The 25,603-nt window shown below is 36.3% G+C and carries 20 protein-coding genes and 2 pseudogenes; 6 read left to right on the forward strand and 16 right to left on the reverse strand.

Annotated features, from left to right (window positions below):
- Positions 1-21 precede the first annotated feature (21 nt).
- The gene (gene queG, locus A5880_RS05570; RefSeq protein ID WP_086331194.1) at positions 22-1,167 is read right to left on the reverse strand and encodes a tRNA epoxyqueuosine(34) reductase QueG; all 1,146 of its coding nucleotides are present in this window, start codon (positions 1,165-1,167) and stop codon (positions 22-24) included.
- 351 nt (positions 1,168-1,518) lie between these two features.
- On the opposite strand from queG, the gene A5880_RS05575 reads away from it, so the two are divergent.
- Positions 1,519-3,495: a MucBP domain-containing protein gene (locus A5880_RS05575; RefSeq protein WP_086331193.1), complete on the forward strand. Its 1,977-nt coding sequence runs from the start codon at positions 1,519-1,521 to the stop codon at positions 3,493-3,495.
- Positions 3,496-3,564: 69 nt separating this feature from the next.
- Here A5880_RS05575 and A5880_RS05580 read toward each other — a convergent pair whose 3' ends face one another.
- Both A5880_RS05580 and A5880_RS05585 read right to left on the reverse strand, forming a co-directional pair.
- Complete coding sequence (locus A5880_RS05580) at positions 3,565-4,278, reverse strand: SDR family NAD(P)-dependent oxidoreductase (RefSeq protein ID WP_086331192.1); 714 nt, start codon at positions 4,276-4,278, stop codon at positions 3,565-3,567.
- Between the two features lie 153 nt (positions 4,279-4,431).
- Positions 4,432-5,916 carry a MucBP domain-containing protein gene (locus tag A5880_RS05585; RefSeq protein ID WP_086331191.1) on the reverse strand — a complete coding sequence of 495 codons (1,485 nt, stop codon included), beginning with the start codon at positions 5,914-5,916 and terminating at the stop codon, positions 4,432-4,434.
- Between the two features lie 320 nt (positions 5,917-6,236).
- Between A5880_RS05585 and A5880_RS05590 the strand changes: the two genes are divergently transcribed.
- From A5880_RS05590 to A5880_RS05600, 3 genes are read left to right on the forward strand one after another with little or no spacing between them, the layout of a single operon-like run.
- Entirely contained in the window at positions 6,237-7,181 is a 945-nt protein-coding gene (locus A5880_RS05590; protein WP_086331190.1) for an AAA family ATPase, read from the forward strand.
- Positions 7,182-7,216: 35 nt separating this feature from the next.
- Positions 7,217-8,263, forward strand: coding sequence for a DUF58 domain-containing protein (locus A5880_RS05595; RefSeq protein ID WP_218776227.1), 1,047 nt, complete (start codon positions 7,217-7,219; stop codon positions 8,261-8,263).
- The gene (locus tag A5880_RS05600) at positions 8,253-10,418 is read left to right on the forward strand and encodes a transglutaminase-like domain-containing protein (protein ID WP_086331188.1); all 2,166 of its coding nucleotides are present in this window, start codon (positions 8,253-8,255) and stop codon (positions 10,416-10,418) included. Before A5880_RS05595 ends, A5880_RS05600 begins: the two co-directional genes overlap by 11 nt.
- Before the next feature lie 63 nt (positions 10,419-10,481).
- Here the strand turns inward: A5880_RS05600 and A5880_RS05605 are convergent, their stop codons facing one another.
- Positions 10,482-11,543 carry a C45 family autoproteolytic acyltransferase/hydrolase gene (locus A5880_RS05605; RefSeq protein ID WP_086331187.1) on the reverse strand — a complete coding sequence of 354 codons (1,062 nt, stop codon included), beginning with the start codon at positions 11,541-11,543 and terminating at the stop codon, positions 10,482-10,484.
- Positions 11,544-11,571: 28 nt separating this feature from the next.
- Positions 11,572-13,217 (reverse strand): annotated as a pseudogene (locus A5880_RS05610) (peptide ABC transporter substrate-binding protein).
- A gap of 205 nt (positions 13,218-13,422) precedes the next feature.
- Between A5880_RS05610 and A5880_RS05615 the strand changes: the two are divergent.
- Positions 13,423-14,523 (forward strand): NAD(P)/FAD-dependent oxidoreductase, encoded by a 1,101-nt coding sequence (locus A5880_RS05615; RefSeq protein WP_086331185.1) that lies wholly within the window; start codon positions 13,423-13,425, stop codon positions 14,521-14,523.
- A gap of 40 nt (positions 14,524-14,563) precedes the next feature.
- Here A5880_RS05615 and A5880_RS05620 read toward each other — a convergent pair whose 3' ends face one another.
- The gene (locus A5880_RS05620) at positions 14,564-14,962 is read right to left on the reverse strand and encodes a YbgA family protein (RefSeq protein WP_086331184.1); all 399 of its coding nucleotides are present in this window, start codon (positions 14,960-14,962) and stop codon (positions 14,564-14,566) included.
- Between the two features lie 215 nt (positions 14,963-15,177).
- On the opposite strand from A5880_RS05620, the gene A5880_RS05625 reads away from it, so the two are divergent.
- Positions 15,178-16,647, forward strand: a complete 1,470-nt coding sequence (locus tag A5880_RS05625) for a peptide MFS transporter (protein WP_086331183.1) — start codon at positions 15,178-15,180, stop codon at positions 16,645-16,647.
- A gap of 279 nt (positions 16,648-16,926) precedes the next feature.
- On the opposite strand, the gene A5880_RS05630 is transcribed toward A5880_RS05625, so the two are convergent.
- The 10 genes and pseudogenes from A5880_RS05630 to A5880_RS05675 form a co-directional block, all read right to left on the reverse strand.
- The gene (locus tag A5880_RS05630; protein ID WP_086331182.1) at positions 16,927-17,196 is read right to left on the reverse strand and encodes a hypothetical protein; all 270 of its coding nucleotides are present in this window, start codon (positions 17,194-17,196) and stop codon (positions 16,927-16,929) included.
- Between the two features lie 86 nt (positions 17,197-17,282).
- Positions 17,283-18,233: a sensor histidine kinase gene (locus A5880_RS05635; RefSeq protein WP_336577003.1), complete on the reverse strand. Its 951-nt coding sequence runs from the start codon at positions 18,231-18,233 to the stop codon at positions 17,283-17,285.
- Between the two features lie 38 nt (positions 18,234-18,271).
- Positions 18,272-18,658 carry a hypothetical protein gene (locus A5880_RS05640; protein ID WP_336577004.1) on the reverse strand — a complete coding sequence of 129 codons (387 nt, stop codon included), beginning with the start codon at positions 18,656-18,658 and terminating at the stop codon, positions 18,272-18,274.
- Positions 18,655-19,329, reverse strand: a complete 675-nt coding sequence (locus A5880_RS05645; protein ID WP_086331180.1) for a response regulator transcription factor — start codon at positions 19,327-19,329, stop codon at positions 18,655-18,657. The genes A5880_RS05640 and A5880_RS05645 overlap by 4 nt, the downstream gene beginning before the upstream one ends.
- A gap of 93 nt (positions 19,330-19,422) precedes the next feature.
- Positions 19,423-20,648: pseudogene (locus A5880_RS05650) on the reverse strand (ABC transporter permease).
- Positions 20,641-21,330 carry an ABC transporter ATP-binding protein gene (locus A5880_RS05655; RefSeq protein ID WP_086331178.1) on the reverse strand — a complete coding sequence of 230 codons (690 nt, stop codon included), beginning with the start codon at positions 21,328-21,330 and terminating at the stop codon, positions 20,641-20,643. Before A5880_RS05655 ends, A5880_RS05650 begins: the two are co-directional and overlap by 8 nt.
- Entirely contained in the window at positions 21,314-22,513 is a 1,200-nt protein-coding gene (locus tag A5880_RS05660) for an efflux RND transporter periplasmic adaptor subunit (RefSeq protein ID WP_086331177.1), read from the reverse strand. The genes A5880_RS05655 and A5880_RS05660 overlap by 17 nt, the downstream gene beginning before the upstream one ends.
- A gap of 309 nt (positions 22,514-22,822) precedes the next feature.
- The gene (locus A5880_RS05665; protein WP_086331176.1) at positions 22,823-23,995 is read right to left on the reverse strand and encodes a cation:proton antiporter; all 1,173 of its coding nucleotides are present in this window, start codon (positions 23,993-23,995) and stop codon (positions 22,823-22,825) included.
- A gap of 164 nt (positions 23,996-24,159) precedes the next feature.
- Positions 24,160-24,723 (reverse strand): elongation factor P, encoded by a 564-nt coding sequence (efp, locus tag A5880_RS05670; RefSeq protein ID WP_086331175.1) that lies wholly within the window; start codon positions 24,721-24,723, stop codon positions 24,160-24,162.
- Positions 24,724-25,111: 388 nt separating this feature from the next.
- Complete coding sequence (locus A5880_RS05675) at positions 25,112-25,564, reverse strand: nucleoside deaminase (protein WP_086331174.1); 453 nt, start codon at positions 25,562-25,564, stop codon at positions 25,112-25,114.
- Positions 25,565-25,603 lie beyond the last annotated feature (39 nt).

Raw genomic sequence — 25,603 nt, forward strand, 5'->3', positions numbered from 1 at the left:
TCAAATAACAATGATGACGTATCATCCTTCCAAACGTTTAATTGCATTTCTTAGTTCCACAAGTACTTCTTCGTCTTGTTCTTTTTTCAATAATTCATTCAAAACATCTATCCAGACATCCGCTTCTTTATTTCCTAACTTGCCAATCGCCCATGCAGCTGTTCCTCTGATTACAGGACGAACATCTTGTTTTGCACAGACTAAAATTTCTGGCAACGCACTACGATCACCTAAATTTGCCAGCGCAATCAACGCATTTCTTTGTATCGGCTTTTTCCCACGCCAAGAACCGGAAAGATGACCGAACTGTTTTTTGAAGTCTTTATTGGAAATACTTAGCATTGGTTTTAATTTAGGGTAAACAGTATCCACTTCCGGCTCCATTTCTTCGTGAAAATGAAAATCCTTCCCGCGATTATATGGACAAACTAGCTGACAAATATCGCAGCCATAAATCACATTATGCATTTTTTTCCGATATTCTTCTGGCATCATCTCTTTTGTTTGCGTTTGATAAGATAAACATTTTTTGGCATTCATACTGCCATCCCCCAAAAGCGCTTGAGTAGGACATGCCGTCACACAACGAGTGCACTCACCACAACCAAAAGGTACTGGCTCATCTACTTCAAAATCAATATTGGTTACGATCTCTCCTAAATATACAAACGAACCGAATTCCTCTGTGATCAATAACCCATTTCTTCCAATAAAGCCTAACCCAGCCCGTTGAGCAACAGCAACATCAACTAATTCACCTGTATCGACTTGAGGTGCAAACCGCCAGTTTTCCGTTTCTTCCAGACTTTCTGCTTGCGATTGAATAAAATCAATCAATTTTGTTAAACGATCACGTAAAACATCGTGATAATCGATTCCCCATGAAGCCCTAGCAAACATCCCGCGCTTTTCATCTCTTGGAACTTTCCCCTCTATTTTGGTAGGATAAGCTAACGCAATGGAAATAATCGTTTTAGGATTCTCAAACGTTTTTTCCGGATAAATTCGTTCTTCAATCACTTGATGCTCAAAACCTGAGTTAAATCCACGTTCTCTTTGTTCTCTCAATGAATTTTCCAATTCATAAAATGGCTCAGCTGAAGCAAAACCAATCTTATCAATCCCTAAACGCTTGCTTTCAGCTATGATTTTTTGTTTTAATGTCATAATGTACTCCTTATTTTAAATGCTGGAAAGTAGGGAAATAAAAAAAGAACTTCCCCTCATTCAGCCTATCATTGTTATTATAATCTAATCTTTAAAACCTTGTCATTTTTTTCAGCTTTACTCCCAAAAAAATAAATTTCCATATGAATAGAGTATATTTATCATGATTTTTCAAATTTAAAAAACGCTCTAAAACGCCTATACCTCAATGTTTATACTTTTTTTATAACTAAAATATTTTATTTTTCAAATATTTTGTTAATTTTATTCATTTTTTATGATAAAATGATGATGATATTATTATTTTAATATCAAACACACATATTATCATGATTTATGGAGGAAACACACATGAAAAAAAGGAATAACATAAGGATATTGAAAAAGACAACGATTCATACAGTCATGCTTCTTGCTCTTTTAGCACCAAGTTTTCTCACGTTCTCTCTTGTTTTTGCTGAGGATAGCACGCTCACAACTGAGCAAGCTAACATGTCTCAACTGCAAGCTTCTGAGGAAACAGCAGAAACGTCTTTTGACTCTACTGAAACAGTCGAAAGTTCTACTCTTGAGACGCAACAAGAACCAGCAATCGTACCAAATTCGGATGAAACTGAAGTAACTACTACAACGACAGACTCCACAGTTACATCAGAAGCAACGACATTCGCTGCTCCTAAAGATGATATTGTGATTATTACAGATCCTTTTTTAAAACAAGAAATTATAACTGCTTTACGTTTGCCTGATGGCAGCGAACTTACTAAAACTGACTTGGAGCGTTTGACCTATCTTGATCTTAGGTCTAGCCAGATCAGCAGTCTTTCAGGTTTAGAACATGCCAGAAACTTAACAACTATTTATAATAATACAGATAATAACATAACTGATTTTAGCCCTTTAGAACAACTCTCTTCATTGACGTATGTCACACTTCAAACCAGAAGTTTGACGAGCGCCAACTTCCCAGATTTAAGTAAAAGTACTGGGATTACAAATCTTAGCCTAGGTAGTACTAGTATTGACAATGAAGTCTTGCCTAAAATTGCTCAGTTACGCTCATTAGTCCGAATTTACATGGACTCGAATATAAACATTACTACAATTGCACCATTTAAAGCTCTTCCTAATCTGAAATCTCTTTCTGTTCAGTTTTGTGGAATCACAGATTTCACTGTAATCAATGATTTTCCTGCACTTAATGATCTAGCAGCATTCGGACAAAACACTGGTAGAAGCGACCTGCCAACAACACTTGGGCGTTCTTCCTTAGACTATGACTTTGATCAAGAAACGTTATTTATTCCATTTTCGATAATGCCGAATCGGTTGACAAACTTTGACGGATACATCCCGCCATTTACAACCTCCAATTCTGCCAGCAATACCTATTTTGCTTTTAATGGTGAACAGCTACCAGCGAGTCGTCTACAAATCACAGAGCAAGGAATCACTGTTTTAGGCGTGACCAAAGACGAATTTGTAGCTCTTTCCAGCTTTAAATATAACGCTCGTCTAAATAATCTAGCAGGAACTTATGCTAAACCAGAAGGCTTTACCTTTTATGCAATTTCGGCGGGCACTTATTTACACCAGTTCAATATTGTTAACGATGGAAAACCTGTAACTGTTCACTATCAAGATACTGAAGGCAACAAATTACTAGAGAGCGAAACTCATTCAGGTTTAGTTGGTCAATCTTTTGAATTTTCTGCTTCAACAATTCCCAATTATAGACTAGTTGAGACCCAAGGTGAGACTTCTGGTACGTTCAGCGACCAAGAACAAACGATAACATTTGTTTACAAAAAAATAACTGCACCAATCATTGAGCCAAATGGAAAAGTCATTATCCGCTACATGGATACAAACAACAAAAATATTATAAACCCGATTGAAAAATCTGACACTGTTGGCAGTCCTTTTGAAACTGAAAAACTTGTTTTTGACGGGTATACGTTTAAAGAGGTCAAAGGCAACACTAGTGGTCTATTTACCGAAGAAGATCAAGAAGTTACCTATATTTATAGCAAGAATGACGATAAAACAGAGCCTACCACATCTACTGATTCAACTGGAACTGAAGACACAACAAGTTCTACCACCGACAATACGTCAACAACTGAAACAAGAAGTGCGGTAACAAATAAACTAGCGAACACATCAACAAGTACTAGCGAATCTTCTAAGACAAGTGACCCTGAAAACAAACAGAAATTACCTAGTACGGGTGAACAACAAAACAACCTCCTTCTCGTCCTCGGTCTAATCGTTGTTGGGTTTTTAAGCTTTGTTTTTTTCTTTAAAAAAGCAAAACAAAAAAAGTAAACAGATCATAAAAATAGAAAACACTCCTTAGCCCTTTGAGGTGGAGTGTTTTTTATTTGTTATCAATACTCACCTTAAATACCCACCATTATTCAGATCAAAAGTAGCTCCAGTATAATGACTACTCTGTTTTGATAAAAGAAAAGCAATCGTATTCGCCACATCTTCTGGTAAAACGGGTGATGTAAGTAGCTGGTGATTTTGGTACTCTTTTTTTCGCCAATCTGGAATGTGGGCCATCATCTGAGTCTCTACCATCGTTGGTGTGATCGCATTCACCAAAATATTCGGCGCAAAATTCATAGCAGTACTTTTGGTCAATCCTAAAAGAGCTGCTTTTGATAATCCATATAATGCATCTGAACTCCCTTCTTGACCTGAAATAGATGAAATATTTACGATTCGACCTTTTGATTTTTGAAAAAGTAAGCACTCTACAAAAAAACGTGTACAAATCGTTGGACCTTTTATATTCACTTGCCAAATTTTTTCCATTTCTGCATCTGAATAGTCCAATATGTTTTTGGCGAAATAAATTCCTGCATTATTAACCAATCCATAGAGCGAGGAATCTTGCTCTAGTCGTGAAAAGAAGGCTTTAACTGCCTTAGTATTCGTTATATCAAGAACCTGAATAGCTAAATATTCATGTTTTGGCAATTGTTCTAATGCGGAGATATCCTTATCTGTTGCAAGAACTTGATATCCTTCATCCAAGCACTTTTTCACAGCGGCCACTCCAATCCCTCCAGCCGCTCCTGTAATAATTACTTTTTTCATCATCTTTTCTCCTCCAACCATGATTTGCATTGTTGCTCCCGATAGAGCATTCAACTGTTTGCTTCACTTTTTGTTTCTTAAGAAAGAAGTAAACGAAAATAAAAAGAAGCAAAGGTACCCTCCCTCGCTTCTTTTTATTTTATCTAGTTTAACGAATTATTCTTCGATTTTTCTTTTTTTGAAAAATGCTAAAGCACCTGCTGCTAATGCAACAAATCCAAGACTCGCCACTGCGCTTGTTTCTTCACCTGTTTGTGGTAATTTTTTCTTCGTATCAGTAACATTTTTCTTCGCTTTATCATTTGAAGCACCAATCACTACAGGTTTTTGAAGTGAATTACTTGGATCTTGTGGTGTTGGTACTGGTGTCGGTACACCTTCTGCTACTTTTTTGTAAACTAATGTTACTTTGTTTGTTCCATCACCAAATGTTCCTGATGAAGCAGTACTAAATGCTGTACGTGCTAAGCTAGAAGCAGAAACGAACTCGTAACCTTCTACGGCTGGAGGAGTAACAGACCAAGCTGATTTGTAAGTGCCAGTGATCGTTGTTTCATCCATAATCAATGTACCATTTTCATCAACTGCAGAAATGATCACTGCTAATTGTAGATTATTCATTGCCGCTCTAAGAGCGTTGATCGCATCATCTAACTCTTTATCAGTCAATGCATTGTTATAAGCATCTACGGCTGCTGCTACCGCTGCTTCAAATGCTTCTTTGTCTTGAAGAGTAGCCGCATTTGAACCTACTAATTTATCTGCTTCAGCTAAGATTTCTGCCATATGATCTCTACGAACTAAACCACCATCGCTATGAATAGCATTGATGATTGCATCTGCTGCAGCTCTAATATCTGCTTCTTTAGGAATAGCTAAACTTGGATCAATCTTCTCACCAACAACTAGACTTGCTAGAAGCGATTCGCCAGCAGCCACAGCTGCTTGAATAGCTGCTTTTCTAGCTGCTACAGAAGCTGGTGTATAGATATCTTTAAATTCATCTGCATTGTTTAGAATTTTCTTTCCTTCTTCAACAGCTGAAATTAAGTTTAACAAGAAACTTAACTCAACATCCGCTTTAACTAAAGTTGCTTTTTTAGCTGCAATATCAGCAATTGCAGCATCTAATTCAGCATCTGTTACGCCCTCTTTGGCTAAAAGCGTTGTCGCAGCTGCCATTGCTGCTGTTAAAGGAGCAATCGATTCACCTGTATAAGTACCAGCATCAAGTGTTGCTTGTGCATCTGCAATTACAGCTCTAACAGCCTGTTTCTTAGCTTCACTTGCAACTACTTTTGAATCTCCTGGCTTTTCAGCTGGTTTTTCAGTTGGTTTTTCTTCTGTTGGTGGTGTAGTAGGTGTTGTCGGTGTTTCTTCTGGAGCTGGTGTTTCTTCCGGCTTTTTGCCTTCTTCTACAGTCGTGTCTGTAGACTCTTCTTTATTTGGTGTTTCTGTTACAGTTGATTCTTCTCCCGGTTTTGGTGCAACAACTTCTTCTTTTGGCTCTTCAACAGGTTGAGGAGCTGTTTCACTTGTTTCAGTAGTCTCAGCAGTCACAGCTAAAGCTGAAATTGGCGCTGCTAATACTTGTGTACTGATCAGTGAAGCTAGAATGATCCCTTTTAAAGATTTTTTCATTTTACTTCCTTCTTTCGAATATTTTTTTTAAAGAATGTTATTGTTCATTCTTATAATTCAGCATAGCATAATTATGAGAAAAAGCTCTCTCATTTTTTTACTTTTTTCCACAAAAATATGAGAAATATTTTTATAAGTTTATCCCTACTTCTTTAACCTTAAATACTTTTGCTACACACTCGGTAGTAATTTAAGAAAACATTATGCCCTCTTGCACCGACCGATTCTTATCTATACAATGAAATGAAAGGACGCTCTTCTTCTCTTGATTTAACTTCACAAACTAGTTCTTTATGCGTAAAAAAGGGGGTACACATTATATGTTGGAATTAGCTCATAAAAAAGTTACTTTACTAATTGATGAAATGGAAAAAGTTATTCTAGGAAAACGCACGATTATTCAACTCACTGTGGCCGCATTTTTAGCTGGCGGTCATGTTCTTTTCGAAGATGTTCCTGGTGTTGGGAAAACATTGATGGTTAAAACATTAGCTAAAGCAACCCATGGAAGCTTTCAGCGGATTCAGTTTACACCCGATCTTTTACCTAGCGATATTTTAGGCGTTTCTATCTATAATAAATCGATTCAATCCTTTGAGTTTCATTACGGTCCCATCTTTACAACCGTTTTATTAGCTGATGAAATCAATCGGACAACACCACGAACTCAGGCGGCTTTGTTAGAAGCGATGTCTGAAAAACATGTGACAATCGATAATCATACATATCCTCTAGATGAACATTTTTTTGTATTAGCCACACAAAATCCATTAGACTATGAAGGAACCTATCCGTTACCAGAAGCTCAGCTAGACCGTTTTTTATTCAAACTTCATATTGGCTATCCCGAATTTTCGGATGAACTAACGTTATTACTGGATCAAACGGGAAAAGAGTTAGATCAAGTCAGACAAGTTCTTGATACTACTGAGATTAGCCAATTAAAGAAAATTGTTGAAGACATTTATGTCGATCCACAAGTAGCTCGCTATGCATTACAACTTGTTCATGCGTCTCGTACGCATGAGAATATTGCACTTGGTATCAGTCCACGTGGTGCAATTTCTTTTGTTAAAGCGGCTAAAGCATTTGCGTTTATTGAAGGACGTACGTTTGTCACACCTAGTGATTTACAACGTATTTTACCAGCAACTTTTGGGCATCGTTTACTATTAAAAAATGCCCCTCATACCGCTTCTAAAGAACAGCTGCAAGAAATCTTCGAACAGATTCTAAAAAAAGTGCCTGTTCCAGTTAGGAAATGAGTATGAGACGATACAGGCTTAAAAAAGGGATAAAAATGATTGGGCTTTTGTTTTTTTTGGTCGCCATTTTTCTCTATACACTTATTTTTAACGAAAGTACTGGATGGATTCTTTTTTTCTTTTTGTTTTTTTTAACCGTAATTGATGTGCTTTCATTGATCCCATCTTTGAAAAACATTCATTGTGTCTTAGCAAAACAGTCTACCTATGAAATTCACCAAACAGCTCAAATCAACTTTCAGCTGTTCCGATATCACCCAAACTTACTTAGAATACCATTATTAGTTGTTTCTTTTGGCAATGAATCAACAGCAGAAAAATTGTATATCACGCTTTATTCTGGTCAACCTAAAGAAATTGTTTTTAATTGGCATCCTACCAAAAGAGGCATTTTTGACAAACTTCCATTCGTTCTAACGGGATTTGATATCTTGGGTGTACTGTCTAAGCAAAGAAACGGACATTTGAAGGGGCCTTTTATTGTATTACCCCAGTTACAACTTGATGTTGCCCAACAGCTTTATGAACAATTGTTATTGTTTCAACCTGAACATGCTTCTCAATTTGGTCATCGAACATTTACGGTTCGTAATTTCCGAGAATATCGAATGGGTGACTCTTTGAACAGTATCGATTGGAAGCAATCGGGAAAAAGAAACAAGTGGATTATCAGGGAGTATGAACAGGAAGCAGAAACCGTCCTTCATTTTCTTTTTTATGGCTTACCTCATAAAAAATTTGAAGAGTTGGTCTCTATCTATTATTCTTTTATTCAATTTACGGAATCCAAGCTTTCTTTTCAACAAACCATTTTAGCTGAATATTCGCAATCCCAACCGACCAATCAACTTTTTGCAGAGATTCAACCACTGGCAACGGAAACGGATTTACCGTTTTTCTCTAACAAAAAACTAGTACTTTTTGCTCCTACACAAACGAAAAAGCTCACTCAACAGATTGATTTTTTGAAGAAAAATAATGATGTGGTTCTCATCACGCTTGAATCAACTGGTGGTCTGTATATTGCTTGGGAAGATCAAGTTGTATTTATTGATCAAGGAGGTTCAATGCATGAAAAATAGAGTTAAACGGAAATGGACTCTTGCTTTCCTTAGTTTCGTCATGTTGTCGACTGTTAGTTTGCCTTTTTTTAACGTGTATCAATTAAACCAACAACCCCCAGTTGTTTTTCTAATTGTCTTGGCATTCATCTGCAGCATTACTGTAATTGGCAAAAATTACTTGTTTCGGCTTCTTTGTTATCTCTTTAGTTATTTCTTTGTATTGTATTGTTATTTTCCTTTCTATCGATCATTTGGCTTAACTTGGATTGCTATTTTTTGTCAGAAAATTCTGGCTGTTTATTCCCAAATTATAAACAAGGAAATAAACTATATACCTGATATTCTTGCACTATCCATACTCTTATTTTTATTGATTCTATTGGCAAACCTGCTTATTCACTATGAACGTTGGGTGTTTAGCTACTTGTTATTGATCGGCTATTTGCTAATGTTAGCTGTTTTTAACAATTTAAATCTAAGTTTCCATGTGCTTATACTCAGTTGTTCAGCAGCGCTCATTTATCTTTTACAGCGTTATTCAATAATACTTCCAAGTAAAGATAAAAGTAAGCTGTTTCTTGTTTATGTGCTCGTATTGTTTTTAACTGCTGGAAGTTCTTACTTGTTTCCTCTGCTTTTTCCTAAAGTCAAAGATTCTCTGCTTATACAAACAAGTTCACTCCGAACATATTTGAATAAACAAGGGCTTTACCAGCAGATTGAAGAATATGGCTCGCCAATTTCTAGCAAAACCGGTTTTGGTGAAGATGACGCTCAGTTGGGCGGTCCTATAAAAGATAGCCAGGCTGCGTTGTTTACAGCCTTGCAAACAACTCCACATTATTGGCGGGTTGAAACGAAAAGTTATTATACTGGGAAAGGCTGGAAAAACAATTCTGAGGTTACTAGAGGAATATCTGAGCAACCACTACGTATTTCAACAAATCCGGAATCCCAAGGTTCATTTACACCTGAAAAAATGATTACATTGTCTTTTAACGAGTCTAAAACATTTTTGCCTTATCCCTATGGAAATAGTGTTATCCCTTGGGAGGAAGTTGGTCGTACGGAACAGATTGAAGCAAAACAGCGGATCAATCTCTTAGATAAACCCACAAAAATTCAATTAACTTGGCAAGAGTCAACCTTTACCGCAGATCAACTAAGGCAAACACCACTGCAACAAACACAGGAAGAGACTCAACTTCCTCCGAATGTGTCTACTCGTGTTCAAGAATTGGCTATTCGTTTAACTAAAAATAAGAAAACACTTTATGACAAAGTAGTAGCTATTGAACAATACTTAAAAAAAGAAGGGAACTATCGTTATTCCAAAACAGATACACCTTATACACCAGAAAATGAAGACTATGTTGATTATTTCTTATTTGAGTCAAATGTAGGCTATTGCGATAATTTTTCTAGTGCAATGATCATTTTGCTTCGTTCTCTAGGGATATCCAGTCGATGGACAAAAGGCTTTACTCAAGGTGATCTTGATGCGAATTCTGAGGAAGAGTATAAAGAATATATTGTTCGTGAGAGTCATGCCCACTCATGGCCAGAAGTTTATTTTGAGGGTTTTGGCTGGGTTCCATTTGAACCTACACCAGGTTTTACCACTATTGTTAGCCAGAAAAAAACTACTGAGGAGTCCGTTAAGAATCCTTCGTCAGAAAGTTCCACCGCTGAAACGTTGTCTTCCTCTGCTCCCCAAAAGATAACTGCGTCAACTTCTAGCGATACAAAAGGCGAGCATACAAAAATAACTTGGGGTCAAGGAATGATTCAATGGTTTCCTCTTTTTAGAAAGATCGCGATTAGTTTAGGTGTTATCTTGACAGTCATTGGTGGCTTCTTTTTGAAAAAATATTTTTTCTTGCTTCATTTTGTTTTCTATCGACGCATAAGACCGACTGACTTTATTGGTGCGTATATAATTTTATTGAAGAAAGCTGAAAAAGTTGTTTATCGTCACGTGAATGAACCTTTAACTAGCTATGCCACACGATTTGAACAAATCTACCCACAATTTCGTGGTAAATTTAGCCAGTTAACAGTTCTATATGAATCTACCTTTTACGGCGAAACGAAACTTAAGAACGCTGATTATGCAGAAATATTGCGGTATGTAGCAACGTGTTTAACACATTTGAAAAAATTTCATGATTAAAAAAACGGCTAGGATAAAAGCTTGATCCCAAAAGGATGCTTTTGTCCTAGCTGTTTGTTTATTTTATCCAAACCATTGTTTGAATCGATACGTATGAAATGGCTGTTCACAGGCATTTCCAAAAGCTAAATGCATTTCTCCTTTTCCTAAATCAAAAACCATTGAAGCCAATGATTTTGACATTGGATGTTCTGGTGAAGGGTGATTACAGACACTTTTAGGAAAGTTACGATGATTAGCTAAAAACTGTTTTCCTACATTTGCATCAATCATTCCGTAACTTTCAGTAACGATTGCTTCCATTGCTTCAAAACGAGAGTGAGAGGTTTTAGACCCGCCTTCTTCTGGTTCTTGTAAAGCAATACTGTTGTGATTGGCGTGAATCATCACATCGCTTGTTTTATGTTCATATATCTTGTTGGGAAAACACTCAAAACTTGCAATCCCTTCTAATGAATGGGATAAACTAAATTGATTCGGCACCGCATGTGGAACTGTGTATAAATACTCCCGTGCTTCCTTCAATGTTTTTTTATTAATCAGTTCTCGAATGATCCCCGCAGTTGGTACGCCTTCTTGACGAAGTCCATTATCAATATAGGTCCACATAACCGCTAATCCATAGTTATTCATTCCCATATAAGCAGGTATCCCCGGATGACTATAAATCAATGATTCAAGTTCAGATTCAGTATCTACATGATGAACCACACAATCTACTTCAGCGCGATATTCGTCTAAACGTTCATCATTGGTTTGTCCGCAAATGACCGAACCGTCGATGGTCGCATGTCCAGATACCGCAAAAGATGTACACTTATCACTGATCAACGCATCAAAAAAAGAACGCTCATAAACAGTATAAAGATAAAGAATTTCTTGAAAATCCAGCCCGCTACCATTAGCTACTCCCTGCATTTCAGCAACTACATCTGGTGCAAATTTTTCGGTGTATGCAAGATAGGTTTGTGCTTTTTCCAACCATTTTGTTCTTATTTCTTCTGAGTCTTTATAGAAGAGTTTTTGGCTAGCTAAATTGGTTTCGATTTGCATTTTTAGCACTTCGCCAATGGTTACACCTCGTTCAAACGCTGACCCTGATACTTTTATATAACGATGAATCATGTCTATTCTCCTTCTCTAGTATTTATTATTACTCAATGGTTGTCCATTTATAATCATATTCCGGACCAGAAGGTAAAATACCTTTGATTTTTGGATTACGTAAGTGGGCCTCCGCTTTTTGATAAATAGGACAGACACCCATCGTGTCCATCAGTACATCTTCTGCATCAAGTAAATCTTGCCAACGAGCACTTGGATGACTAGCATTAGTGGTCGCTGAGGCTTTTAAATAGCGATCAAAAGCTTTGTTGCTATACTTCCCGCTATTATTGATATTATCTGAAGTGAATAGCTCTAAAAATACGCTTGGATCATTATATTCCGCACCCCATCCAACCAAAATCAAATCAAAATCACCTTTATTCCCTCGCTCTAGTCTAACAGCTAACGGAACAGATGAAACTTCAACTTTGACTCCTTTTAGCGTTTCTTGGATTGCTCCTTGCATGTATTCAACAACTTTTTTAGCTGAATCCGCATCGGATGATAATAGATTGATGGTCAATGTTTGGATTCCTAGTTCACTTTTAGCTTTATTCCAGTTTTCTTTTGCTTTTTCTGGATCGTACGTCAAATGATTGCCGGAATCTTTCACAAAATCAGCTTCTGTTTCGGGATTAAACGACATATTTTTAGGGACTAATCCTGTAGCAGCAATTGAGCCATCACCTAATACTTGCTCTACTAATGTTTTACGATCCAAGGCATAAGAAATAGCTTTTCTAACATGTTCATTTTGGAATTCTTTTTTACTCTGATTGTATTCTACATAGGTAGCATTTGACATTTCTTGTGAAAAGAAAGCTTTATCATCTACCATTTGTTGCGCTAGTTCACCTGTCACAACGATATCATCTGTTTGCCCATCTTGAAATAAATTTAACGCTGTCGCATCTTCTTTCACAACGTCTAAATTGATTTTCTCCATTTTTACATTTTTTTGATCCCAATACGTTTCATTTTTTACATAGGACCATTTAGTATCTGTGCCTGCTCCTTCAAAGTCACTAAGCACAAAAGGTCCGTTGTAGACCATATGCTCGCTTGAACTAGCATATTTTTCACCATTGTCAGTAATTACTTTTTATTTTGCGGGAAAAATGGCGGTAATGACAGCAATGATTCGATATAAGGAACTGGGGATTTTAGGGTTACTTCCAGTTCATGATCACTTAAAGCGTTGACTCCTAAATCCGTTGCTGGTAATTTCCCATCCATGATCGCTTGGTAATTTTTGATTGATTCAAATAAATACGCCACCTCAGATGCTGTTTTTGGCTCAACAGTTCGTTGCCAACCGTAAACATAATCTGCGGCTGTAATTGGTTCTCCATTTGACCAGACTGCTTCTTTACGTAGTTTGAACGTATAGGTTAAACCATCGTCACTGATCGTAGGCGCTTCTGCAGCTCCTGCTGGCACTAATTTCCCTTTTTTATCCCCACGAAACAGTCCTTCCCCAGTATTTTTCAAAACACCCCAACCTACCACATCGTTTGTTACAGATGCATCAATCGAAGGAATTTCTTGTTTAACAACTACTGAAAATTCTTGTTTATTGGTCGTATTTTTTTGTCCAGAGTCATCCGTTTTATCCTTCCCAAAACCACATCCACTAAGCAACAAAATACAACCTAATGTTGCTAATAGATACCCTAACTTTGTCTTTCTCATTCAGTAACCTCCTAAATTTTAATAAATATACCACTCATTATGATACCATAAAAATAAGTGTTTTCTCATGAAACCCTATTCTTTTTTAGTTTTTTATCATCAACAAGCCTAGTTTTTTGTTGACAAAACGACCGCTTGCATCTTATACAAACTTATGTGAAAATAAATTACTTGAATTTAAGTCTATACTATTAAGGAGTTTTCAATGAAGAAATTAGCAATCATTGGCGGCGGCATCATTGGTATGACACTGGCCAATTATATTGATTTAAAAAAATACAGCGTTACACTTTATGATTATCCAACTGGGCAAGCCACCAAAGCTAGTGCTGGAATCATTTCACCTTGGTTATCCAAACGGCGCAATCAAAAATGGTATCAATTAGCAAAAGATGGTGCTGCTTTTTATCCTAAATTAATCAACGATTTTTCGTTGCCTTCTTCTGTCTATCAACAAACAGGAACCTTAATTCTCCGAAAAGACGGGGAGCTTGACTCGCTAGCTCAACTGGCACATGAGCGAAAACTATCTGCCCCTGAAATTGGCGATATTCATCTCTTGACGGGAGCACAAACCGCACAAAAATTGCCTTTGTTAAAAGAACAACCTGCCCTTTACATTACTGGCGGCGGAAAACTGGATGGTGCTAGTTATCTAGAGGTATTGAAACAACGAGCACTGAATCAGGGTATTACTTTAAGCACTGAGAAGGTTCAGCTAAGTCAAAAACAAGAGCAATGGATCGTGACGACTCTAGACAAAGTAGAGGCCTTCGATAGGATCGCTTTATGTAGTGGCGCTGGTTTACCAGCGTTGTTGGCGCCTCTTGGCTATAAAACAGATATTCGTCCACAGAAAGGGCAACTGTTAGCTTTTGAAACTGCATTCAAAGACAGTGGATCTTGGCCTGTAGCAATGCTTGACGGGGAAAGTGATTTGATTCCTTTTGATCGGGGAAACATTTTAGTCGGCGCTACACATGAAAATGATGGGGGATTTGATCTAACTCCAACAAAAGAAGCGTTTAACCAGCTAAAACGAACAACCCTTCCTTTTCTTTCAGACGAGTCTTTTTTTGAAGAATATGCAAGGAGCTATCGGGTGGGAACTAGAGCATATACGTCAGATTTCGCCCCATTTTTCAACGTATTGCCTAATACCCCCACCGCTGTTGCCGCAAGTGGTCTAGGCTCTTCTGGTCTGACGACAGGTCCATATATAGGATTTCTTTTGGCCGAATATTTTAATCACGGCAAGAAAGAATGGTCTATGTATCAAAAAACAATCGATCATTACTTAAAATAATAACTATAAAAAAGGGTAGACAGCGGTTGATCTTAGGCGTCTACCCTTTTTTCTCACTCACTTCTTCATCAAAAAGCAACTTTGACTGTAGTAAATACTGTTCTTGATACTTTTGCGTCAGTTCTTTTAAAAAGGGCAATAGCTTATCCTGTTCTACCGAAAATGTTTCGAGTAATAACTGATATTTTTCCCGTTCTGCCTCTGTTGCTTTCTTTTTAAAATAGCCCCACACATGTTGATAGGCATTTCGTTGATTGCCTTTTTCGACTGGTTCAGCTAAGGCATGATTGATATGAAAACGAAACGCTTCTTCTTTTTCTGGCGTCCATTGATTATCTGCAAATAATTTTCTAATCGCTCGATAGTCTTGTTGTGATTTTGATAAAATCAAATACTTTAATTCGGCCCATTCTTGTTGTCTTTGTACAATTACAGTCAAAATGATTCCTCCCTTTGTCACGTGTGACTAATCCTAAATGTCTCCTCGATTTATTAAAAAAAAATGAATATATCATACATTTTTCTTATGGTCTAATCATGAAAATTTATGATAATTAAAAGAGTAACAGTTTACAATAAACTATGTATAGTGTTTTTAAATGTTTGAGATTATATACATTATTTGAATAAAAAAAAGAATTGAGGTTATTTTTTATGGACGATCAGCAGTTAGACAGATCATTTTTGGGGCAACCAAAAGGATTGTCTACACTCTTCTTTACTGAGATGTGGGAACGATTTAGTTATTATGGTATGCGTGCTATTTTACTCTACTATATTTATGATACAGTGGCAAATGGCGGATTAGGCTTACCAAAAGAAACAGCGCTAGCAATCATGTCGATTTATGGTTCACTGGTTTTTATGTCCAGCATTATCGGTGGTTGGATTTCTGACCGCGTATTAGGCGCTAGAAAAACCGTTTTTTACGGTGGGTTATTCATCATGGTTGGTCATATTGTTTTAGCGACTCCCTTTGGGGTTGCGGCTTTATTTCTTTCTATTTTTCTGATTGTCATCGGAACTGGGATGCTCAAACCAAATGTGTCCGGCATGGTTGGACATCTTTATTCCAAAACAGATACAAGGCGTGATGCTGGTTTTTCTATTTTTTATATGGGTATCAATATTGGAGCATTATTAGCGCCATTTGTTGTTGGTACACTTGGTCAAACCTATAATTATCATGTGGGATTCTCTGTTGCTGCTTTTGGGATGTTTTTTGGCTTAATTCAGTATTACGTACAAGGAAAAAAATCCTTAGCAACAATCGGTCTTGCACCTACTAATCCAATGGATACAAATGAACGTAGAAAATTCATGCGTTCGTTCTTAATTGCAGTGATTGGTGCTGTTATTTTGTTTGGTTCAGCTTTTGTTTTAGATCGTTTAACGATTGGCTTTTTTATCAATACGGTCAGCCTTTTAGGGATCTTATTGCCTGTCTATTATTTTATTAAAATGCTGACTTCTAAAAATGTGACCGATGAGGAAAAACCAAAAGTACTTGGCTATATTCCCTTATTCCTTGCAGGAATTGTTTTTTGGTCATTAGAAGAACAAGGTTCCTCTATTTTAGCACTATTTGCAAATGAACGAACAAATGATACCTTATTCGGCTTTTCAATTGCACCTAGCTGGTTTCAGTCACTCAATCCAATTTTTGTGGTTATGCTAACACCTATATTCGTTGCTTTATGGACACGTTTAGGTAAAAAACAACCCTCAACCGTTGTCAAATTCTCTTTAGGTTTAGTTTTTGCGGGCTCCTCTTTTATTCTTTTAATGCTGCCAGGATTATTACATGGTACAAGTGGACGGGTAAGTCCATTATGGTTATTCTTTAGTTTTTTCATTATGATTGTTGGGGAAATGTGTATTTCTCCAGTTGGATTATCGATCACAACAAAATTAGCGCCAAAAGCATTTGAATCCCAAACTGTTGCCATTTGGTTGTTAGCAGATGCCGCTTCACAAGCGATCAATGCCCAAATCGCACGTTTTTATACACCTCAAACAGAATCAGCCTATTTTGGAATCGTGGGTCTTGTTGCTGTACTTGCAGGGATTCTATTAATTCTTTGTAAAAATCCTATAAAAAAATTGATGGGCTCTATTCACTAATTCTAGAGAAGTGAGTTTTACGCAGATCATTAACACGGTCAATTTATTCGTATCCCCTGCTCATTGATTCTATTTAAGCGAGAGAAATGGCTCTAAAAAGGAGCATTGCTCTCGCTCTTTTTTTATTTCGGTTATTTGCCTTATCGGAATCTTGATTTTTCACTAGTTATCAAAAAAAGTAGATGTTGTTGCAACAACCTATTGTAAAAAAACAATGGTTATCACAACAGCATCTACAGTTTCCTGTACGTTTTGTTAATCCTATTATTCGTCAGAAGTTTAGTTAATGGCTTCCATTTCAACTTCATCAAGATTGATTCCTTTTGGCAACGTTATTTCCGTTCCGTCATTAAAAGTTTTGATGGTCATTTCTTGCCCATCAATTACTTCCGTACGTTCACTAACAACATCGGCTTCTTTTTTATCGAACTTTTTCCCTTTAGTTGTTGACTTTTGCTCAGCCTCTTTTTCCTTATTTCCGCAAGCAGTTAATGGAACTGTAGCTATTAATACCAACAACGCTATTATCGTAATACTTCTTTTTTTCATAATTGAACTCCTCCTATTGTCTTAATACAGTAAGTTTAGCAAAGCTACGTAGATTCTATTTGTACGCAATGTGGATTTTTTCTGTATTATTCAATAGTTTTAGCTGGAGGATCAATGTTTAAAACAAATTTCATGCCACTTTCATTTTCCATTGGTTCAAACGTAAACACCATATTATTCTTTAATAGCAATTTTGATACAATATACAATCCTAAGCCAGTTCCACCATCTTTTCTTGCTCTGGCGTAATCTGGTCTATAAAAAGGTAAGAATATTTTATCGATTTCTTCTTTTTCTAGCGGCGTACATTGATTTGTAATGATTAATCTTTTAGCCCTAAGCGTGATCTTTATTGTGCCTTGCTTTTTAGTGTAATTTAGCGCATTACTAAGTAAATTCATGAGCACTCTTTTTAGGTCTTCTCTATTGGTTTCGACAGCTACTTCTTCTAAATCGACTTCAAAATTTAATTCCTTTTGAACAGCCATCAATTCAAACAGTGTCATTGTTTCCTTTATCAACTCTGTCAACGAAAACTGCTCTTTTGTCGCTTCAAATTTTTCGATGCTTTCTAATTTAGAGATAAACAAGACATCTTGTACCAATTGACTTTGTGATTCTAATATTTCTTTACAAACTTTTAAATAGTAATCTCGGTCTTTAAAGCGCCCAACATTTAAAATCATGCCTTCAATAAGCCCCAACATAGCTGTAATTGGTGTTTTCAACTCATGGGAAGCAATTCGCATAAATTCTGATTTTGAATGTTCGACTGCATTGGTTTTCTCTAACTCTTTGTTGAGTGAATGAATATTGTCTAATAATGAAAGATACAGAAACTGAATATTATTTTCTAATTCACTTAACTCATCGGTTCCTTGAACGATATAATCAGTTGGCTCTTCAAGAATCACCATATTCTTGGTACGTTTGCTGATTCGCTCAATTCTTCTTGTCGCCCAATAAGAATATACATACGCACCAACGCCTCCAATCAAATAACTTATACATAAAATGAACGGATAAATTTTTATCAAGGTTCGCTTTAATTCTCTAACAGGTTCTAAGTACATGTTTACAACGAGTTTATAGTTATTTTTTTGGCATCAGTAATCGTTGTTTTATAAATATTAACAATAGCGTCTGCTATAACTGCTGTTTTACTTGTATTGTCTTCAATCGGTACCGAGGTATCTGGATAAACAATATTATCTTCCTTGTCAAACAAAGCCCAACTGGTTGTACTGCTTGTCATAGGTTCCAATTTGATTGTTTCTATAATTTTTTCAAGTGGTTGATTTTGTAGTCTAGCGATAATTTCTTTTGCACCTTGTATGGCTTCATCCTGCTTATTTTTTTCATAAACAACGGGTAATAAAAAATACAGCAATGCAAAGCTACTCGTAATAACAATACTAATGACCGTTGAGGTAAATAAAAACGTCTTTGTTCTTGAGTTCATTGCTTGTCCTCTAAGATATACCCAATTCCTTTAAGTGTTTCAATAGTCAAATCAGGTATTTTTTTTCTGATATTTTTCATGTGACTATCAATCACTCGATCATTAGCTGTAAATTCATAGCCCCAAATCGTTTCGATCAGCTGTTCTCGCGTCACAACCGTCCCTCTTCTTTTTGCTAGCGTTTCAACAATACGATATTCTATTTTGGTTAAGGCCACTCGTTCTCCATCACAGTAAATCATAGCTGAGTCAAAATTGATATGAATGTTCCCGTAATGAAGCTCTTGTTGTTCTTTCTTCTCATCTTTTTTAGCTCTTCTAAGTACAGCTTCTACTCGTTTAACCAAAATAGTTGGTGAAAAGGGTTTTATCACATAATCATCAATCTTTTGCTTAAAACTAATTAATTGTGTGTGTTCCTCATCAATTGCCGTTAACATAATAATTGGTATATCTGATGATTTTCGTATCTTTTCTAACAACTCTAAGCCACTGATTTTTGGTAACATAATATCCAAAAGAATCAAATCCAACTCTTCTGTTTGAACAAACTGCCAAGCTTCTTCACCATCTAAAGCAGAAAGAACCTCATAGCCTTTTTCTTCTAAAAAATCTGAAATAACTTGATTTGTCATCGTGTCATCTTCAACCACTAATACTCTAACATTCATTTAGCAGACCTCCTTTATACGGGTAAAAATACAGAGAAACTATAGTTGATCAGCTTGTTGCTAATCAGCTATAGTTCATTTTTTTACATTATACTACTCATATCTAAGAGCTTCAATAGGATCTAGCTTAGACGCCTTAATAGCTGGCATTAGCCCAAATACAATACCAATGATTGAACAAAATGCAAGACTTCCAACAATGGCTAATGGTGAAACCATATATGGATAATTCATTATTGATGTCACAGCTTTGCCTATCCCTATTCCTACAAAGATACCTAATATTCCACCAAAAACTGTCAATGTAACTGATTCAACTAAAAACTGTTCTAAAATAACTTTTCTTCGCGCACCTAATGCTTTTTTCACACCAATTTCTCTGGTTCTTTCTGTTACTGAAACCAACATGATGTTCATCACACCAATTCCTCCGACTATTAAAGAGATGCTGGCAATTCCTGTTAGTAGTAAAAAGTTTGAACGATTAAAATCTTCAATTTGTTTTTCGATATTGGCTGAATCTCTAATCCCAAATTCATAATCAGATTCTGGCATCAACGTATTTAAAACATCCGCTGTTTCTAATCCTTTATTCTTTAATTGATCTGTTGTTTCAGTTTGAATGATTACCCTAGGCTCTGGATTTAGCTCATTTGTGATTTTATCCCATTGGCTAATCGGGACAATCGCACTATTTCTTTCAAATCCAGGCATCTGCTCTTTATTATCTATGTCCTCATAGACACCCACAACTTGAAACGGGTAGCCATTAATTTCTACATACTTACCAACACCGCTGCCTTCAGGAAAGTATGAATCATAAGCTTTTTTATTCATTATAATCGACTGTTGGCTTCCTGTATAGTCAAGATCTGTAAACAAGCGACCCTCAACGATTTTTTTTGTTTCCATTTCAAAATAGTTTTTCGTCGTCGCTAAGATTTCTGCACTTTCGCTTTTTTGCCCTTTATAAACTTTGGCATCTTTTTATATACTGGTGCAATATTTTTGATCCCAACTTGATTTTTCACATTATTTACTTGTTCTTGTGATAAGACAGGAATATAAGTCGGTTTTTTTTCTTTTGTATTTTCAGTAAATCCTGCACCACTAAATTGACTTTTTCTCCCATACTCTACTTCTATCGTGTTGTTGCTTCCACCAACAAATTGCTTTTTCATGTTTGCTGTGTTCCCTTCAATGATACTGAAAATAGCAATAACTGCGGCAATTCCGATGATTACGCCCAACATAGTTAAAATAGAGCGAAGTTTGTGTGACCAAATGGATTGTAGGGATAGTATAATATTTTCAAGCATAAACTTTTCCCTCCACCTCATCTTTCGTTATGTGACCATCTCTTAGAATAATTTTTCGTTTTGTAAAATCTGCGACTTCTTGTTCATGGGTAATAATAATAATTGTTTTTCCATCCATATTTAGCTCTGAAAATAATTCCATTATTTGCTCACTATTCTTTGTATCCAATGCACCTGTCGGCTCATCAGCTAAAATAAAATTAGCATTTGTCACCAGCGCCCTGGCTACCGCTACTCTTTGCTTTTGTCCACCCGATAATTCAGAAGGTTTAAAAGACACTCTGTCTTCCAATCCAACTTTTTTCAACGCTTCCAGAGCACGAACACGACGATCCGCTCGATCTACCTTTGAATAAATAAGCGGTAATTCCACATTTTGCAAGGCAGTTAATTTAGGCATTAGATTGAAATTTTGAAAAACAAAACCAATTGTCTCGTTTCTCAAATCAGCAAGCTGGTAATCCTTCATGTCTCCAACATTTCTATCATTCAATCGATAAATTCCTTTTGATGGTTTGTCTAAACAGCCAATAATATTCATTAATGTAGATTTACCTGATCCTGAAGGTCCCATAATAGAAACATACTCTCCTTCTGAAACATTGAGGTTAATTCCTTTTAAAATTTCTACCTCTTCTGAACCTTGCCAATAAGATTTACGAATATCACTTAGGTTGAGCATTGGCTTTGACCTCCATCCCTTCGGTTAAATTAGAGGTCGGATGTACAAGTGCATCTTCGTTTTTCAAACCAGATTTAATTTCTACGGTAGCATTTTCTTGATTTTCCTCTCCAGTTTCCACCTTTGTCTTCACTAATTTGTTATTTACGGCTTTCCAAACGAACGTTCCTTTTTCTTCTTTCATCAGATAACTTTTTGGTAAGTTAATTTTCCCTGGTTCTGGCTCTTTTGGCGCGGCTTTAATGTATACGTGTTTCCCAATAGATGGTGGCGTATCTGATTTATCTACCAAAACTTTAAATGGATATTTTGACGTCGTTTGATCTTCTTCTTTCTGTTCATTCCCGTCATCTACAGTTAAGCTACCCATTTTTGTAATTTTACCTGTCCAGATTAATTTGTTATCGTTTCGATCTATAATTTGTACTGGTTGATCTACCGTAAATTTGTCTTTGTTAAATTCATCGACTTTGCCTTCCACATATTGTATAGATGCATCAATTACTTCCATGAAAGGTACTTCACTTTTTTCAGCGGCTGGTTTATTCATTTGATCCTTATCAATTGATTTTATTACTCCATCAAATTGAGCAGTTACTGTGTTTTGTGATGCTTTTTGTTCTGCTTTATCGACTAATAACTGTGCTTTGTCTACTTCGATTTGGGCACTTGCAACTTCTGCTTCCGCATTGGATGCTTCCATATAGGCTGCATTAAGATCTGATTCTGACGTTTCATCCTTCTTCGCATCCGCTTTTTTCTTATTGTATTCTTTCCATTTTAAATCAGCTGCTTCTCTTTTTTGAGCTACAGCATTTGCTTGATTTGTTACAGTCAGTTGTGCTTCTTTTAACTCTGCATCATTCTCTACATTATAATAGGTAAATAGATTTTGGCCTTTCGTAACCGTATCTCCTTCACCTACATGAAGCTCTGTTACGATTCCTCTTGTAGCATCCAGAGTTATTTTACTCTTAGAATTTGGAATGATAGTACCTGCTAGCATCGCATCCGAACCCTTTAAAGAATTTTTCATTATGTTATTCACGGTTTCAGATACAACAGGTGCGGCTTCTGTTGCATCTGTTTTGTTATCCCCTTTAGCTAACATAAAATATGCACTTCCTGCTATGATTACTAAAATAATTGCGGCTAATCCTATTTGTATTTTTTTATTTTTCACGATTATTCCTCCTGCTTCATTTGATACTTCTAATTTATCAAAACCACATGGATTCTATTTGTATCTAATCTGTAGTTTTTCTGGATATTTGCTTATTAATATGTATTTACTCTTTTTATGGTAAAAAAAAGACTGGTTCATAACTCTACGAGTCATGTCCCAGTCACATGAAAACTAAATGAACAGTGGAAGTAAAAATACTCTTTTTGAAAAACGTAGCTAGTTGAAAGTCAAACTACCACTACGCTCTTAGCATTTTCCACTATTAATTCTGTCATTTCTATTTTTACACATGTCCATTTACTAATGCTACTTATCTTTTGAAAGCCCCAGTGATTGTTGCTTCACAATCGTTGCTTTTAGAAGTAATGGCGCAATAATCGTTGTCACAATAATGACCATAATCACAGAAGAATAATATTCTTCTGTTAAAAATTTTGAGGCTAATCCGACCTGAGCAATAATCAAGGCCATTTCCCCTCTAGACACCATACCTGAACCAATAATCCATGTAGATATTCCTTTGAAGCCAGTGACTCTAGCCCCAATAGCACCACCGACTAATTTTGAAAGCACCGCAACTAATGAGAGGACTAAAATAAACACAATATGATTTGACATACCTGAAAAAGTCATATTTAATCCAATTGAAACAAAAAACATCGGAATAAATACCGCATAACCAATTGTCTCTAGTTTTTCATCTACTCGTTTACGGTATTTAGTTTGAGCAATCGCTACACCAGCAAAAAAGGCACCGATAATCGCTCCCATATCCAATAATTCAGCAAAGTAAGCAAATCCTAGACAAATGACTAAAGAAAATGCAGAAACTGCTTCAACAGCAATCAACTTCTCACTTAGATTAAGCACCCAAGGTACCAGCCATTTACTTGCTGCAAAAATCACCACAAAGAAGAAGGCTTTCAACAACAGAACTTCCCACATCGGTAATCCTTCCCCTGGCGTTGATCGGTTCATTAAACTCAACATAACGCCTAATATTAAAACAACTACGATGTCATCTACTACAGCAGCACCAAGAATTGTCGCTCCTTCTTCAGTATCTATTTTTTTCAAATCTTTCAATACTTGAACAGAGATACTGACAGAAGTTGCACTAAACAGAACTCCTAAAAAAATCGAATTTTGAACGGAAAATTGGAACAATTCCCCTACACCAAATCCCATTGCAGCTGGAAACAAAATACCTAGTAAAGCAACTGCCAAAGCTGGGCGCCAATACTTTTTCAATAGCTCTAAATCACTTTCTAATCCTGCAATAAACATTAAAATAATGACACCAATTTCTGAAAAATAATGCATAAATTCATCAGGTTTGACCCATCCTAGTAATGCTGGACCTATTAAAATACCAACTAATAATTCCCCAATTACAGAAGGAATACCAACTCGATTACAGAAATGTCCTGCAAGCTTCGTAAATAATAATACAATGCATAATGTTAATAAAAACCCCATTTATCTCTCCCTTTCTTATAAATAAGCTAATAAATCAATTGTACCATGTCTGTTACTTTGACTCCTTCTTCAACGATCCTTGACACTGAACATACACGTCAAAATCTAGACAAAAAAACTGACAGATACACTTTACCATTCTGCCAGCTTTTTGAATCGTTCTCTTATTTTGAGGCACGTTTTAAATATGTGCCTTCTTGTGTATTGATCTCTAATAGTTCATCTGCTTCAATAAAATCAGGAACATTGACTACTAGACCTGTCTCCATAACAGCTGGTTTACCTGAGCCTGAAACAGTCGCACCTTTGATTGATGGTTGTGTTTCTTTTACTTTTAAGATAACTGTTGTTGGCAACGTTACACCGATTACTTCTGATCCGTAAAATTGGATTTTTACTTCCATATTTTCTAAAAGATATTTTAATTCATCTTCAATGACAGAAGTTGGAATTTCATATTGTTCATATGTTTCCAAATCCATAAAGTTTGCTGTATCATCTTGGCTATATAAATATTGAACTGGTTTACTTTCGATAAATGCTTTTTTCACTTTATCATCTGGACGCATCGTTGTATCTGTTGTCGCACCAGTACGAACGTCTTTCAATTTCATACGCATAACGGTATTTCCTTTACCAGGTTTATGATGGCTTGCTTCCATGACACGAATTAACTTGCCGTCTTGTTCAAAAGTCATACCTGCTTTAAGATCACTTACTGCTATCATTTTATAGTTCTCCTTCTTTGGTTAAGTTTAATTGCTACTATTTTTTATTGATGAAAAATAGAGACTACACCATACTTCTCAACTATTGTAGCAGATTAATTGCAGTTATTCTAGCGAATATATTCTTCTATGATTATTTTTTGAGAAATAATGAAAAAAAAGGAGTGAGGAGGATGGGACAGAAGCGTTTAACTCCGAGAAAATAAGAAGGGATTGCTTCTACTCCCACCGTTTATCCGGATTCCACGTGGGTGGGATATGACTCGAAGAGTTATGTCCCACTCACTTCACTCTCTCAATCCGAATAAACAGTGAGGAAAAAGCAGCTAAACGAGTTTGTCTTATCCTCTTTTTTCCAATCAACTCGTCGACGCTATAATAACGATTTTTATTCCGCAGAAAGCTCTTTAAACGTTTGCCATAATGAATCACATTCTGGGCATCCCTCAGTGTGGATCATCGCTAATGGTGATTCATCACTTCCGTCCAGATACTTCCGTAAATGCATATCAGAAAAGCCATGTTTCGCTGCATCTTCTCTCGTATTAGAATAGTAAACTGTTTTGATTCCTGCCCATAAAATCGCGCCAACACACATTGGACAAGGTTCGCAGGTTGCATAAATTTCACAGTCCGATAAATCCATCGTGTTTAATTTTTTACATGCTTCACGTATCGCGACCATCTCCGCATGGGCTGATGGATCTGTATCTCTCATCATAGTATTACTAACCGAAACAATCACTTCGCCATTTCTAACTAATGTTGCTCCAAATGGCCCACCAAATTTCTTTTTCATCCCAGTGACCGTTGCCTCTGCCGCCATTTTCATGTAGTTCATGATTTCCCCTCCTAAATTTCAACATGCTATAACTCTATT

The organism is Enterococcus sp. 4G2_DIV0659 (assembly GCF_002140715.2).
GTDB classification, from domain to species: domain Bacteria; phylum Bacillota; class Bacilli; order Lactobacillales; family Enterococcaceae; genus Enterococcus_L; species Enterococcus_L mansonii.

What these genes read in the sequence shown, in the direction of transcription:
- queG (WP_086331194.1), bottom strand. Translation starts at nt 1,167, where the DNA reads ATGACATTAAAACAAAAAATCATAGCTGAAAGCAAGCGTTTAGGGATT.
- A5880_RS05575 (WP_086331193.1), top strand. Translation starts at nt 1,519, where the DNA reads ATGAAAAAAAGGAATAACATAAGGATATTGAAAAAGACAACGATTCAT.
- A5880_RS05580 (WP_086331192.1), bottom strand. Translation starts at nt 4,278, where the DNA reads ATGATGAAAAAAGTAATTATTACAGGAGCGGCTGGAGGGATTGGAGTG.
- A5880_RS05585 (WP_086331191.1), bottom strand. Translation starts at nt 5,916, where the DNA reads ATGAAAAAATCTTTAAAAGGGATCATTCTAGCTTCACTGATCAGTACA.
- A5880_RS05590 (WP_086331190.1), top strand. Translation starts at nt 6,237, where the DNA reads ATGTTGGAATTAGCTCATAAAAAAGTTACTTTACTAATTGATGAAATG.
- A5880_RS05595 (WP_218776227.1), top strand. Translation starts at nt 7,217, where the DNA reads ATGATTGGGCTTTTGTTTTTTTTGGTCGCCATTTTTCTCTATACACTT.
- A5880_RS05600 (WP_086331188.1), top strand. Translation starts at nt 8,253, where the DNA reads ATGAAAAATAGAGTTAAACGGAAATGGACTCTTGCTTTCCTTAGTTTC.
- A5880_RS05605 (WP_086331187.1), bottom strand. Translation starts at nt 11,543, where the DNA reads ATGATTCATCGTTATATAAAAGTATCAGGGTCAGCGTTTGAACGAGGT.
- A5880_RS05615 (WP_086331185.1), top strand. Translation starts at nt 13,423, where the DNA reads ATGAAGAAATTAGCAATCATTGGCGGCGGCATCATTGGTATGACACTG.
- A5880_RS05625 (WP_086331183.1), top strand. Translation starts at nt 15,178, where the DNA reads ATGGACGATCAGCAGTTAGACAGATCATTTTTGGGGCAACCAAAAGGA.
- A5880_RS05630 (WP_086331182.1), bottom strand. Translation starts at nt 17,196, where the DNA reads ATGAAAAAAAGAAGTATTACGATAATAGCGTTGTTGGTATTAATAGCT.
- A5880_RS05640 (WP_336577004.1), bottom strand. Translation starts at nt 18,658, where the DNA reads ATGAACTCAAGAACAAAGACGTTTTTATTTACCTCAACGGTCATTAGT.
- A5880_RS05645 (WP_086331180.1), bottom strand. Translation starts at nt 19,329, where the DNA reads ATGAATGTTAGAGTATTAGTGGTTGAAGATGACACGATGACAAATCAA.
- A5880_RS05655 (WP_086331178.1), bottom strand. Translation starts at nt 21,330, where the DNA reads ATGCTCAACCTAAGTGATATTCGTAAATCTTATTGGCAAGGTTCAGAA.
- A5880_RS05665 (WP_086331176.1), bottom strand. Translation starts at nt 23,995, where the DNA reads ATGGGGTTTTTATTAACATTATGCATTGTATTATTATTTACGAAGCTT.
- efp (WP_086331175.1), bottom strand. Translation starts at nt 24,723, where the DNA reads ATGATAGCAGTAAGTGATCTTAAAGCAGGTATGACTTTTGAACAAGAC.
- A5880_RS05675 (WP_086331174.1), bottom strand. Translation starts at nt 25,564, where the DNA reads ATGAACTACATGAAAATGGCGGCAGAGGCAACGGTCACTGGGATGAAA.